12 protein-coding genes are annotated in these 12821 nt (G+C 69.5%); 8 read left to right on the top strand and 4 right to left on the bottom strand.

The genetic code is table 11. From position 1 onward, the window contains the following. Positions 1 to 3: 3 nt before the first annotated feature. Complete coding sequence (locus J2S57_RS10775) at positions 4 to 1413, bottom strand: MFS transporter (protein WP_307241142.1); 1410 nt, start codon at positions 1411 to 1413, stop codon at positions 4 to 6. A gap of 177 nt (positions 1414 to 1590) precedes the next feature. Here J2S57_RS10775 and J2S57_RS10780 point away from each other — a divergent pair, with 177 nt between their 5' ends. After that, a complete protein-coding gene (locus J2S57_RS10780) occupies positions 1591 to 1965 on the top strand; it encodes a hypothetical protein (protein ID WP_307241144.1) in 375 nt (124 codons plus the stop codon). Between the two features lie 14 nt (positions 1966 to 1979). On the opposite strand, the gene J2S57_RS10785 is transcribed toward J2S57_RS10780, so the two are convergent. Both J2S57_RS10785 and J2S57_RS10790 read right to left on the bottom strand, forming a co-directional pair. Continuing rightward, positions 1980 to 3053, bottom strand: a complete 1074-nt coding sequence (locus J2S57_RS10785; RefSeq protein WP_307241146.1) for an inositol-3-phosphate synthase — start codon at positions 3051 to 3053, stop codon at positions 1980 to 1982. Positions 3054 to 3115: 62 nt separating this feature from the next. After that, positions 3116 to 3703, bottom strand: a complete 588-nt coding sequence (locus J2S57_RS10790; RefSeq protein WP_307241148.1) for a PadR family transcriptional regulator — start codon at positions 3701 to 3703, stop codon at positions 3116 to 3118. A gap of 360 nt (positions 3704 to 4063) precedes the next feature. Here J2S57_RS10790 and J2S57_RS10795 point away from each other — a divergent pair, with 360 nt between their 5' ends. From J2S57_RS10795 to J2S57_RS10825, 7 genes are all read left to right on the top strand, one after another. Then, entirely contained in the window at positions 4064 to 7174 is a 3111-nt protein-coding gene (locus tag J2S57_RS10795; protein ID WP_307241150.1) for a transglycosylase domain-containing protein, read from the top strand. Positions 7175 to 7200: 26 nt separating this feature from the next. After that, positions 7201 to 8886: a glycosyltransferase family protein gene (locus J2S57_RS10800; RefSeq protein WP_307241151.1), complete on the top strand. Its 1686-nt coding sequence runs from the start codon at positions 7201 to 7203 to the stop codon at positions 8884 to 8886. 76 nt (positions 8887 to 8962) lie between these two features. After that, positions 8963 to 9253, top strand: coding sequence for a 30S ribosomal protein S6 (gene rpsF / locus J2S57_RS10805; RefSeq protein WP_307241153.1), 291 nt, complete (start codon positions 8963 to 8965; stop codon positions 9251 to 9253). A 64-nt stretch (positions 9254 to 9317) separates the two neighbouring features. Then, positions 9318 to 9887: a single-stranded DNA-binding protein gene (locus J2S57_RS10810; RefSeq protein ID WP_307241155.1), complete on the top strand. Its 570-nt coding sequence runs from the start codon at positions 9318 to 9320 to the stop codon at positions 9885 to 9887. Positions 9888 to 9940: 53 nt separating this feature from the next. After that, positions 9941 to 10177 carry a 30S ribosomal protein S18 gene (gene rpsR / locus J2S57_RS10815; protein WP_307241157.1) on the top strand — a complete coding sequence of 79 codons (237 nt, stop codon included), beginning with the start codon at positions 9941 to 9943 and terminating at the stop codon, positions 10175 to 10177. A gap of 17 nt (positions 10178 to 10194) precedes the next feature. Then, positions 10195 to 10644, top strand: coding sequence for a 50S ribosomal protein L9 (gene rplI, locus J2S57_RS10820; protein ID WP_307241159.1), 450 nt, complete (start codon positions 10195 to 10197; stop codon positions 10642 to 10644). Between the two features lie 118 nt (positions 10645 to 10762). Further along, positions 10763 to 10969 carry a hypothetical protein gene (locus J2S57_RS10825; RefSeq protein ID WP_307241161.1) on the top strand — a complete coding sequence of 69 codons (207 nt, stop codon included), beginning with the start codon at positions 10763 to 10765 and terminating at the stop codon, positions 10967 to 10969. Positions 10970 to 10971: 2 nt separating this feature from the next. Here the strand turns inward: J2S57_RS10825 and J2S57_RS10830 are convergent, their stop codons facing one another. Further along, entirely contained in the window at positions 10972 to 12366 is a 1395-nt protein-coding gene (locus tag J2S57_RS10830; protein WP_307241164.1) for an MATE family efflux transporter, read from the bottom strand. Positions 12367 to 12821: the final 455 nt, after the last annotated feature.

The raw sequence follows: 12821 nt of genomic DNA on the forward strand, positions 1-12821 counted from the left end.
CCCTCAGTCCGTCAGGTTCCGCTGAGCAGCGGGGGTCCGGTTCTCCGGGCCCCCGTTCTCGTTTTGCCCCACCGGCGAAGGGGATTCGGCCGGTGAAGAGGCTTCGGCCAGAGTCTGACGCTGCCGGTGCTCGCGGAACGTGTAGCCGATCCCGGCCACCGCGAACACCAGGGCCACGTCCATGAAAACCATGGGCGAGTAGCCGTCCTGGGGCAGCAACAGCACCGACAGGCCGGCCGCCGACACCAGCGCGACGTTGAAAACCATGTCGTAGAAGCCGAACACGCGACCGCGGAACGAGTCGTCGACGTCGCCCTGCAGGATCGAGTCGACGCAGATCTTGATGCTCTGACCGGTCAGGCCGAACACGAACGAGCCGAACCAGAGCAGCCAGATACCGGCGTCGGTGACGAAACCGGCCTGCACCACGGCGGCGATGCCGAGGCAGATGCCGATCCAGCGCCAGGAGCCGATCCGGGTGGCCACGATCGGCGTGAGGAACGCGGCCACGGCCACCCCGAGACCCAGCGCCGCGACCGTGCGGGCCAGCAGGGCGACTCCGGCGTCGGGGTTGTCCGGGTCGCTGAAGTAGTTGCGGCACAGCAACATCACGGTGATCGTCATGATCCCGTAGCCGATCCGGTGCAGCCCGATCACGCCCAGTGCGTTGGCCACGGTACGGCGGCTGCGCACGTGCTCGGCGCCGGCTCGCAGGTCACGCAGCACGTCGCGGGCCACGCTGCCGAGCGAGCGCAGGTTGAGCGGTGCGCTCCGTTCCGGCCCGAGCAGGGTGCGGGGCATCCGCAGGGCGAGCAGCGAGGCGGTGGCGTAGCCGACGGCGGCCACGCCGACCACGACGGCGTCCGTGGAGTCGCCCGCCCCGAGCAGGGTTCGCAGGCCGAAACCGACGGCGCCGCCGAGCATCGTGGCCACCGTGCCGCAGGTGGGGGAGACCGCGTTCGCCATCACCAGCTCGTGCCGGGGCACCACCTGCGGCAGGGAGGCGCCCAGCCCGGCCAGGAAGAACCGGTTCATCGACAGGCAGGCCAGGGCGGTGAGGTAGACCGGTGGGCCGACCCCGATCGTGAAGATCATCGTGGCCACCCCGAGCACCATGACCGAGCGGATCGCGTTGGCCAGCAACAGGATCTGGCGCCGTTGCCATACGTCGAGCAGAACGCCGGCGAACGGGCCGATCAGGGTGTACGGCACGACGGTCACCACGGCGGCGAGGGCCACGGCCGTCGGCGTGGTGGCGCGGTCGGTGGAGAAGAAGACGAGGCTGGCCAGCCCCACCTGGAAGGCGCCGTCGGACGCCTGGGACACCAGGCGCACGGAGAACAGTTTGCGGAAGCTCGCCCCGCGCAGGACGACCATCAGATCGGTGAGGAATGACCGCCTGTCTGCTGGCACCCGACCAACAGTAAGCCTGTCACCGCGCGGTGACGCTTTGGAACGCCGGACGGTGTGCGGCGGTTTCCTTCAGACGTCCATCGGCAGGTGGGCTTCGTGACCAACTCGACCGCCGCGTCCATCATCATGCCGGAGTTCGGGTGAGATGTGACGACCGCAAGCACTAGCGTGTAACCGATGGGGATCTTGACGGACTATCTCGCCTTCCTCGGCATCGTGATCGTGGTCGGCATGCCGCTGACGTTCTTCCTCGCGGTGTCCGGAGGCCTGCTGTGGGGCCTGATGCACCGGTTGCCGGGCTGGTTCTTCCCCGTCGCGCTGGTGGTCTGCGCGGTGATCTTCACGGTGGTGCTGACCGCCTCCGGGCGGGCCGTCGAAGACGAGATGCTCGCGGTGCTCACCGAGCTCGTCACGCTCAACCTGGTGATCGCGGTGCCGGCGCTGCTGGTGGGCTGGGGCCTGTGGTGGTATCGCCGCTCGACCAAGCGCAGGGCCGCCCGGGCCCGCAAAACCCGGAAGCCGGACAGCGTTTCCGCTGCCCGGCTTCCGTAGGTGACGCCTGAGGATCAGGCCTCGCCGCGGATGAACTTCTCCACGTCTTCCTTGGCCTGACGGTCTTCGACCTGCACCGGCGGGGACTTCATGAAGTAGGCCGAGGCCGAGACGACGGGGCCGCCCACGCCGCGGTCCTTGGCGATCTTGGCGGCGCGCAGGGCGTCGATGATCACACCGGCCGAGTTCGGGGAGTCCCAGACCTCGAGCTTGTACTCCAGGTTCAGCGGGACGTTGCCGAACGCGCGGCCCTCGAGGCGCACGTACGCCCACTTGCGGTCGTCGAGCCACTGCACGTAGTCGCTCGGGCCGATGTGCACGTTGCGGGCGCCGAGGTCGTGCTCGATGTTGCTGGTGACGGCCTGCGTCTTGGAGATCTTCTTCGACTCGAGACGGTCGCGCTCGAGCATGTTCTTGAAGTCCATGTTGCCGCCGACGTTCAGCTGGTAGGTGCGGTCGAGCACCACGCCACGGTCTTCGAACAGCTTCGCCATCACGCGGTGCGTGATGGTGGCGCCGACCTGGCTCTTGATGTCGTCACCGACGATCGGCACGCCGGCGTCGATGAACTTCTGCGCCCACTCCGGGTCGGAGGCGATGAACACCGGCAGGGCGTTGACGAACGCCACGCCCGCGTCGATGGAGGCCTGCGCGTAGAACTTGTCAGCGTCTTCCGAGCCCACCGGCAGGTAGCTGACCAGGACGTCGACCTTGCGCTCCTTGAGCACCTGGACGATGTCGACCGGGGCCTCGGAGGACTCCTCGATCGTCTCGCGGTAGTACTTGCCCAGACCGTCGAGCGTGTGGCCACGCTGCACGGTGACGCCGGTCGGCGGCACGTCGGCGATCTTGATGGTGTTGTTCTCGCTCGAGTTGATCGCATCCGCGAGGTCGAAACCGACCTTCTTGGCGTCCACGTCGAAGGCGGCGACGAACTCGATGTCGCGCACGTGGTAGTCGCCGAACTGGACGTGCATCAGGCCGGGGACGGTGCCCTGCGGGTCAGCGTCGGCGTAGAAGTGGACGCCCTGCACCAGCGAGGACGCGCAGTTACCGACACCGACGATGGCAACGCGGATGGAACCCATGCGTTTCTCCTAATAATTTCTAGCGGGATCGTGATCGAGGACCGGGTGCCGGGGCTGGGTGGCTACCGGGCCTCGTCGTCTGGGGGGTGGGTCATGTTGCTCGCCCGTTCGGTGTCGATGAGCTCCGAGAGCCATCGCACCTCGCGGTCCACGGACTCCAGGCCGTGCCGCTGCAGTTCGAGCGTGTACTGCTCGGCGCGTTCCCGGCTGCGGTGCATCGACTGCCGGTAGCCCTCGCGCCGTTCTTCGAGGCGCGTGCGCCTGCCCTCCAGGATCTGCAGCCGGGTGACGGCGTCGGTCCTGGCGAAGAACGCGAAGTGGACGTCGAACCGCTCGTCCTCCCAGGCCGCGGGTCCCGGGTGGGAGACGAGCGACTGGAAGTGCTCCTTGCCCTCGGCCGTCAGCTCGTAGACGATCCGGGCACGTCGGCCGCCCAGAGGGGCAGTCGTGTCGGATCCACCGGGGGCCGCCTCACGGATCCAGCCCGAGGCCAGGAGCGACTTCAGGCACGGGTACAACGTGCCGTAGGAGAGCGCCCGGAACGGGCCGAGCAGGGCGTTGAGCCGTTTGCGCAGCTCGTAACCGTGGAGGCCGGACTCCTGCAGCAGGCCGAGGACGGCCAGCTCGAGAACGTCGCTGCGACGGCCCATGCCGGTACCTCCACTTCCTGCTGCCTCGTGCTTCGTCCGGGATCAGAGCGGGACCCGGATGTAGCCACCGATGCCGCGTTACATCGAGGCAATGTATCGGAGCGATATATCCGAGCTTCGAGTCCGACCATACGACGCCGTGAATCGCAGGACAAGACCGGGTGGCTCACAGTCGACGCGCACGCGGGCAGCAGGTAGCTGACTGTTAAGTCCTCTTCTGCGCGCCGTGACGCACAGCGAAAACCCCTAGGCTCGCTACCGGCGGATTTGGGAAGAACAGGGGCGCCGCCGCACACTGGTCCGATCCGTCAACCGGACGAATGCCTCAGGGCGCACGGAAACTGGAGGGCATCGGCCATCGTGGAACGTCCTTCTGGTCCATCCCGTCGCCGCCCCGGCGGTCCCGACGGCGAAGCCGGCGGTCGTGACGGCCTGGGTGGCCGTCGTCTCGACGCACAGCAGCAGCAACAGCAGCAGGGCGGCCAGTCCGGAGTTCCCGGCGGGCAGCGCGCCAACGCGCAGCCCGGTCTGGGTGGGCGCCGCCTCAACGCGCAGGGTCAGCCCCGTCAGGGGCTGGGTGGGCACCGCAACAGTGCTCCCGGCAATGCCCCGGCCGATCCCGGCCCTTCCCGGCAGCGTCCGTCGCGCCCGGACTCGCCCCGGCGGTCCCAGCAGCCGCCCCGGGAGCCGCAGCAGCCGCCGCAGGCCCCTCGTGAGTCCCGGCAGGCCCCTCGGGAGCCCCGGCCGTCGAGGCAGGACCCGTCCCGTCAGTCCCGGCGGCCGGACGCGCCCCCGCAGCCGCCGCGCGAGCGTCCCCGCGCGAACCGGTCCGAGCGGTCCGAGCCGGGCTACCCCGACGCTCGCCAGGCACCGCCCAGCCCCTACCAGGGCAACCCGTACCCGGCTGACGAGCGCTCGTCGATGCCCCCGGCGTCCCAGCCGCGGGAGCTTCGCGAACGGGCCCGTTCCCGACCCCCCGAACGGCCCATGGCCCGTCCGGTAGCTCCCGGTTCCGACCCGTACAACCCCAGCTCACGGGGTGGTGACGGGGAGGATCGCACCGCTGTCTTCGGCGCGTCGCCGTACGACGAACTGGGCCGTGAGGCACAGTCGCCCGACGGGATGTCAGGAGGCAGGCGGGCTCAGAACCGCCTGCGGGACAGCCGCGCCGGTCGCATGCTCGCCAACACCGGCGCGCTGAGCCTGTTCGGCGGCGCAGAGGACGAGGAACTGGACAGCAGAACGGCACGCGCCCGCGGCGCCCGCGCACCCGGCGGGCGGGGCGGCGGCGCAGGCCTGCCTCCGCAGGGGTACCACCGCTACGTGAACTACCCGCGCTGGGGCAGGACCGGCCTCAAGCGCTGGCTTCCCTCGTGGAAGCTCGTGACCGGCATCTTCGCCTTCTTCACGATCATGGCCTTCGGCGTCGTGTTCTGGTTCTACAACTCGGTGGCCATCCCCAAGCAGGACCCGGAGATGCTGGCGCAGACCACCACGGTCTACTACGCCGACGGCAAGACCGAGATGGGCCGGCTGTCGGTGCAGAACCGGCAGAACGTGGACCTCGCGCAGGTTCCCAAGGAGGTCCAGGACGCGGTGGTCGCGGCCGAGGACAAGACCTTCTGGTCGAACAGTGGCGTCAACCCCACCTCGATCGCGCGTGCCCTCGTCGCCACCGTCAAGGGCGGCAACCAGCAGGGTGGCTCGACGATCAGCCAGCAGTACGTGAAGAACGTCTACAACCAGCGCGAGCTGTCGTACAAGCGCAAGCTCAACGAGGCCGTGCTGGCCATCAAGATCAACCAGACGCTCGAGAAGGAAGAGATCTTCGAGCGCTACCTGAACACGATCTACTGGGGCCGCGGCGCCTGGGGGATCCAGGCCGCGTCGAAGGCCTACTTCAACAAGGACGTCGAGAAGCTCACCCCGACCCAGGGTGCCTTCCTGGCCGGCATCATCAACGCCCCGGAGGCGGCCGACCCGCGCGACGAAGACCCGACCCGCAAGGAGCGCGCCGAGCGCCGCTGGGGCGTGGTGGCCGACGCGATGGTCGAGAACGGCACGATCACCGCCGACGAGCGGGCGAAGATGAAGTTCCCGAACGTGATCAAGGAGAAGACCAGCACCTCCACCACCGGGCAGACCGCCTACCTGATGGAGATGGTGAAGGAAGAGGCCGAGGACGCCGGCATCGCCGAGGACGACCTCACCACCGGCGGCTACAAGATCACCACGACCTTCAACAAGCGGCTGGTCGAGGCGGGTGACAAGGCCGTCAAGAAGTGGACCAAGGGTGCGCCCAAGGGTCTGCGGGTCGGCATGGCCTCGGTCAACCCCAGCACCGGCGGCGTGCTCGCCATCTACGGCGGCACCGGCATCGACAAGCAGCTGAACCAGGCCACGAAGGACCGCGCCCAGGGCGCCTCCACCTTCAAGCCGTTCACCCTGATCGCGGCCCTCGAAGACGGCGTCAGCCTGGACTCGTACTACGACGGCAACAGCCCTCGCGTGATCCGTGAGGGCACCAAGCAGATCAAGAACGACAGCGACACCAGCTACGGCTGGATCAACCTGATCAAGGCCACGGCGAGCTCGGTCAACACCGTGTACGTCGACCTGAACAACCGGATCGGCCCGGAGAAGACCAAGGACGCGGCGATCGCCGCCGGTATCCCGAAGAACACCCCTGACCTCGGCTCGAACCTGGTCAACGTGCTCGGTACCGCCAGCGTGCACCCGATCGACCTGGCCACCGCCTACGCCACCTTCGCCGCCCAGGGCGTGCACCGCCCCTGGCACGTGATCAACTCGATCACCGCGGTCGAGGGCGACCGGCCGGTCTACGACGTCCCGGAGAAAGACACCAAGGGCACGCGGGTCTTCGACAAGGACGCGGTCTCCGACCTCACCTACGCCATGCAGGCCGTGGTCAAGGAGGGGTCCGGCAAGTACGCGCAGGTGTTGAACCGTCCCATCGCCGGCAAGACCGGTACCTCGACGGCCAGCAAGTCCGCCTGGTTCGCGGGCTTCACCCCGCAGGTGGCCACCGTGGTCGGCCTGCACCAGGTGGGCAAGGACGGCCAGAGCCTGGTCACCCTCGAGGGCTGGGGTGAATTCCAGAGCGGCATCTACGGTGGTTCCTACCCGGTGCGGATCTGGACCGATTACATGGCGGCCGCACTCGAGGGCAAGGACGTCGTCGACTTCCCGGAGCCGGTGCACGGCGGCACGGTCGCCAACGCCTCACCGACCCCCGAGGTGTCCCTGGAGCCCTCGCCGTCGATCAGCCCGTCGGTGGAGCCCTCGGAGCGGCCGACGATGCCGACGCAGCCGACCTTCACGCAGCAGCCGACGCAGGCGCCGACCCAGCAGCCGACCCAGTCGCCGGAACCGACCGTCAGCGAGACCCCGGAACCCGATTTCACCTTCCCGGGGCAGGGCGACGATGACGACGACAACGGCTTCCCGTGAGCGGGCGCCGGGTCCGGCAGCCGAGCGTGAGACCCGGCGCGCCCCGGTGGTCACAGACACCGGCCGAGCTTGACGACGGGGAGGGCGTCTACGCGCCCTCCCGTCTCGACCCGCTGGTGCGCATCGCCACCCCGGTGATCGGTGGCCCGGCCGGGAGCCGGCTCGCCTCGGCCACCGGATTCTGGCGCGCCGGAACGGTTCTCGTGGCGCTCTCGGCCGTGGTCGTGGGCCTGGGCATCGTGCAGAAGCAGCACTGCCGGGCCGACGGCTGGAGTTCACCCGACCAGTTCTGGCACGCCTGCTACAGCGACATCCCGGTGATCTACGCCAGTTCCGGGCTCGGCGGCGCCGAACGCCCGGGCCTGTCCCAGGCTCTCGGCGTCGAGGGCGGTCTCGGCCAGTCGCCGCTGGCCGGGCTGATGATGTGGGTGACCTCGGGCCTGGTCGACGGCAACCAGACCGGGGCCGGGCGCAGCTTCTTCGACCTCACCGCCCTGCTCCTCGCGGCCCTGCTCGCGGTCGCGGTCGCCGCGACCGCCTTCACCCTGGGCCGGCGCGGCTGGGACGCGTCGCACCTCGCACTCAGCCCGGTCGTCATCACCGCCGGCCTGATCTCGTACCAGATCCTCGCGGTCGCCCTGGTCGCGCTCGCCCTCTTCGCCCTCTCCCGCAGCCGGGCGCTGGCCGGGGGCATCCTGCTCGGCCTGGCCGTGGCCGCCGCCGCCCAGTACGCCGTCGTCGGCCTGGTCGTCGCCGGGCTCGCCCTGTGGCGCAGCCGGGCCTACGAGTCGCTCGAGGCCGAGCCCGGTCGTGACCACCGGGCCCTGGCCGGGGTGTCGTTCGCCGGCACCGCGCTGATCACCTGGCTCCTGCTGCGCGTCGTGCTGCTGCCGGGCGTCACCGGTGGGTTCGGCGCCGCCTGGTCGGCCTGGCGCGACGGCGCCCCCGGCTACGGGTCGCTCTGGCTCGTGCCGCAGCTGCTCGGCGCCTCCGAGCCCGACCCGGCCTCGTCCTGGGGCGGCCGGGCGGCCCAGCTGCTGTTCGGCTGGATGTTCAGCACCGGCGCCCTCGGTGGCGCCGTCACCTCGGCCCTCGTCGTGCTCGCTCTCATCGTCGTGACCGGGGTGCTGCTGCGCGTCACCGTGTTCCGGGTGCCGCCGCTGGCTCCGGCCCGGAGCGCTCCCGACCCGATGGCGGTCCCCCTGCCCCTTCGGGGTGGGGAGGTGCCCCCAGCGGCGGCTGCCTCGGACGCGATGGTCGAGTGGGTGACCCGCCGGGTCGCGCCGGTCTCGCTCGCCGCCCTCGCGTTCGTGCTGGTGACCTCGAAAGCCCTGCCGGCCCAGGCGTCCCTGCTTCTTCTGCCCCTGATGGCCCTGACCGGCCTGCGCTGGCGCGACCACCTGATCTGGGCCGGCACCGAGGCGGTCTACTTCGTCGGGATCTGGCTCTACATCGCCGGGGAGACCACCTCGAACCGCGGGCTGCCGTCGCAGTTCTACCTGGTCATGCTGCTCGCGCGGCTCGCCGGGATCGCCTGGGTGGGTGTTCAGGGGGTGCTCGCGTACCGCGCCTCGGGCCTTTCCGACGAGGCCTACCGGCCCTCGCCGGAGCCGACCGGCAGTCACGACCTCTGGGAGATTTCGTTTCCGGGTCTTGACGCAGGTACTCTTCATGGCGATCGCGAAGCTGGTACTCCCCATTCCTCGGGGTGAACCTCTTCCGAGACGCACAAAGCCCTCCTGTCACGGAGAGACCGTGACCGCTTAGACCAAAGGAGGTGGGTAACGCATGCGTCAGTACGAGCTGATGGTCATCCTCGACCCCGAGCTCGAGGAGCGGACCGTCGCGCCCTCGCTCGACAAGTTCCTCGGTGTCATCCGCAAGGGTGGCGGAACCGTCGAGAAGGTCGACATCTGGGGTCGTCGCCGACTCGCGTACGAGATCAAGAAGAAGGCTGAAGGCATCTACGCGCTGGTCGACATGACCACGACGCCGGCCGACGCCAAAGAGCTCGACCGCCAGCTGAACCTCAACGAGTCGGTGCTGCGGACGAAGCTGATCCGCCCCGGCAGCCGCTGATCTTCTTCCCGCTCTCACCGGCGGAACCCCCACCAGCAATCCAGCAGGACCGGAGAGAAACCGCATGGCCGGCGACACGACGCTCACGCTGATCGGCAACCTCACGAACGACCCCGAACTGCGTTTCACCCCCTCCGGGGCGGCGGTGGCGAACTTCACCGTCGCGTCCACCCCCCGCGCGTTCGACCGCCAGTCGAACGAGTGGAAGGACGGCGAGACGCTGTTCATGCGCTGCTCGGTCTGGCGCGAGGCGGCGGAGAACGTCGCCGAGTCGCTGACCCGCGGCTCCCGGGTGATCGTCACCGGGCGGCTGAAGAGCCGCACGTACGACACCCGTGAGGGCGAGAAGCGCACCGTGGTCGAACTCGAGGTCGACGAGCTGGGCCCCTCGCTCCGTTACGCCACCGCCAAGGTCAACAAGACCCAGCGCGGTGGAGGTGGCGGCGGCGGAGGTGGCTTCGGCGGCGGTGGTGGCGGTGGCTACTCCGGCGGTGGCAGCGGTGGCGGTGGCGGTTACTCCGGCGGCGGCGGGAACTCCTCCGGCCCGGCTGACGACCCCTGGGCCACCGGCCCGGCGTCGTCGGGCGGCGGCGGTGGCGGTTTCGGCGGCAGCCAGGAAGAACCCCCCTTCTGATCTCACACCGACTCGATCGGTGAACCCACTCGTGCAGTAAGGAGCAGACCACGATGGCCAAGCCACCCGTGCGTAAGCCGAAGAAGAAGCAGAACCCCCTGAAGGCCGCCAAGATCACGGTGGTCGACTACAAGGACACCACCCTGCTGCGGAAGTTCATCTCCGACCGCGGCAAGATCCGGGCCCGCCGGGTCACCGGTGTCACGGTGCAGCAGCAGCGTGAGATCGCCAAGGCCGTCAAGAACGCGCGGGAGATGGCTCTTCTGCCGTACTCCAGCTCGGCCCGCTGAGCAGAGGAGACGCCAGAATGAAGCTCATCCTGACGCAGGAAGTCTCCGGCCTGGGCACCCCGGGCGACGTGGTCGAGGTCAAGGACGGCTACGGCCGTAACTACCTCGTCCCGCGTGGCCTGGCCACGTCCTGGACCAAGGGCGGCGAGAAGCAGGTCACCGCCATCCGCAAGGCCCGCAAGGCCCGCGAGATCGCCACCATCGAAGAGGCGAACTCGGTCAAGGCCAAGCTCGAGGCCAAGCCGGTGCGGCTGGCTGTCCGCGCGGGCGGCTCCGGCCGTCTGTTCGGCGCCGTCACCACGGGCGACATCGCCGACGCGATCATCGCGGCCGACGGCCCGAAGGTCGACCGTCGCAAGGTCGAGGTGCCGCAGCCGATCAAGACGACGGGCGACCACGTCGCGCACGTTCGGCTGCACGCCGATGTCCAGGCCAAGGTGACGCTGAAGGTCGTCGCCGAGGGCTGAGACAGCTCGTTCCGCCGAAACCCCGGTTTCCCTCGTGGGAACCGGGGTTTCCGCGTCTGAGCCGACGGCCGCGGATTGGCCCTTTGGTCTTCGCGGCCCACCGACGAGAATAGGTTTCATGAGTGACGAAGCACGGCCCTCGTTCGGCCGCCGTGTGTACATGGCCCTGTTCCAGATCATGGGCCCCGCCGACGTGAAGCCCGTGGGCGCGCCCGCGGCGCACAACCCCGCCGACCCGACCATTCCCGCCGGCTACCACCTCGAGACCTTCACCCAGCCCGACGGCGTGAAGAAGCGAATCATGGTTCCCGACGACGACGAGTAGGCCTACCGGTACGCGCCGGTGACCAGCCACTGGTCACCGCGCTCGCGGCGCCTCAGCACCACGGCCCGCACCACCATCCAGCCCCCGGCGAAGGCCACCCAGAGCCACACCAGGCCGGCCTTGCCGTCAGGACCCCACAACCCGATCGCGATGGCCGCAGGGGCGTACAGGGCGGTCTGCGCGACCGCCGCGAAGGCGAGGAAGCGCCCGTCCCCGGCGCCGATCAGCACCCCGTCGAGCACGAACACGTAGCCCGCGACCGGCTGGGTCAGCGCCGCCACCACCAGGGCGCCGGTGAGAGCGGTGCGCACCTGGGGATCGTCGCTGAACAACGGCCCGAGCACCCCGGCGCACAGCAGCAGCACCCCGGCGAACACCGCGCCCGCCCCGATGCCCCAGCGCACCATCCGGGTGGTCGCCCGGCGCGCACCCTCCACGTCGCCCGCGCCCAGGGCGGTGCCGGTCAGTGCCTGGCCCGCGATGGCCAGGGCGTCCAGGCCCAGCGCGAGCAGGTTCCAGACGCCCAGCGCGACCTGGTGCGCGGCCAGGGCTGGTGCCCCGAAGCCCGCCGCCACGGCCGTGGTCAGGAGCAGCAGCAGGCGCATCGCCACGGTGCGGATGAGCAGGGGGACGCCGGTGCGGCCGGCCAGCCGCACGCCGGCCAGGTGGGGCTTGAGAGACACCCCTTCACGCCGGGCGTCACCCACCACGTAGCCGATCGCGGCCACCGCCATGCCGCACTGGGTGATGGTGGTGCCGATCGCGGAACCCGCGATGCCCCAGCCGACCCCGTGCACGAACAGCAGGTTCAGCAGGGCGTTCACGATCGCGCCGGTGACGGCTATCCACAGCGTCACCCGAGTGTTCTGCAGCCCGCGCAGCACCCCCACCAGGGCCAGCACGATGAGCATGGCCGGGATACCCGGCAGGGCCCAGCGCAGGTAGGTGATGGCCGCGTCGCGTACCCCGGCCTCGGCGCCGGCCGCCCCGATCAGGTCGACGGCGTAGGGAGCCGCCGGGTAGCCGATGAGCGCCACCGCGATCCCGATCCCGGCGGCCAGCCAGGCCGCGTCCAGGCCGATCGCGACCGCCTTGGTGCGCTCGCCCGCCCCCATCAACCGGGCGACGCTGCTCGTGGTGCCGTAGGCCAGGAACACGAAGATGTAGACGGCCGTGGTCAGGAGGGCGGCCGCGATGCCCAGCCCGGCGAGTTCGGTGGTGCCCAGGCGGCCGACGATGGCCGAGTCCGCGAGAAGGAACAGCGGTTCCGCCACCAGGGCCCCCAGCGCCGGGAGCGCGAGGGCCAGGATCTGTCGGTCGGTGCTGGTCCGGCCGGGACTCTTGCTCAGCCGGATCACCTCGGTTCGGTCGGCCTGCGATGACGGCGGTCTCGTCACCTCATAGTGTGCACGACGGGATGGCGGGCGGGCCGCTATGTCCCGTTCCCGATCGGCGACCATATGGTTCGGTTCGGATATGGGGCATTTGGTGACAGTGAGGTGACGGTGCGCTGAATCGGCGCCAGATATTTGGCGTCCACAGCCGGTGGACAGCTCCGTGGCCGGTCAGAGCGCTGTGGGTCTCGTCTCGTCCACTGGTTCTCCCCACTGTTATCCACAACATGTGCACAAACCCCGGCCTTTGTGCACCGGTTATCCACAGTGCGGGGCAGGTTATCCACAACCGTGAGGTCAGGGTGTGGACGGCGTCGTTGAAGGTGGGCTGACGACCACGTATTTTCAGGAGGCCTGCTCACGCGCCGAGTCGGCCGCAGCCGGTGGGAGCGAGTTCTGTCGTATCCCTCCGATTGACCGGCCGGCACCGCCATCGTGGTCGAGTCGGTCGAATCGTT

Origin of the sequence: Kineosporia succinea (genome assembly GCF_030811555.1) — a bacterium.
In the GTDB taxonomy this organism is placed as follows: domain Bacteria; phylum Actinomycetota; class Actinomycetes; order Actinomycetales; family Kineosporiaceae; genus Kineosporia; species Kineosporia succinea.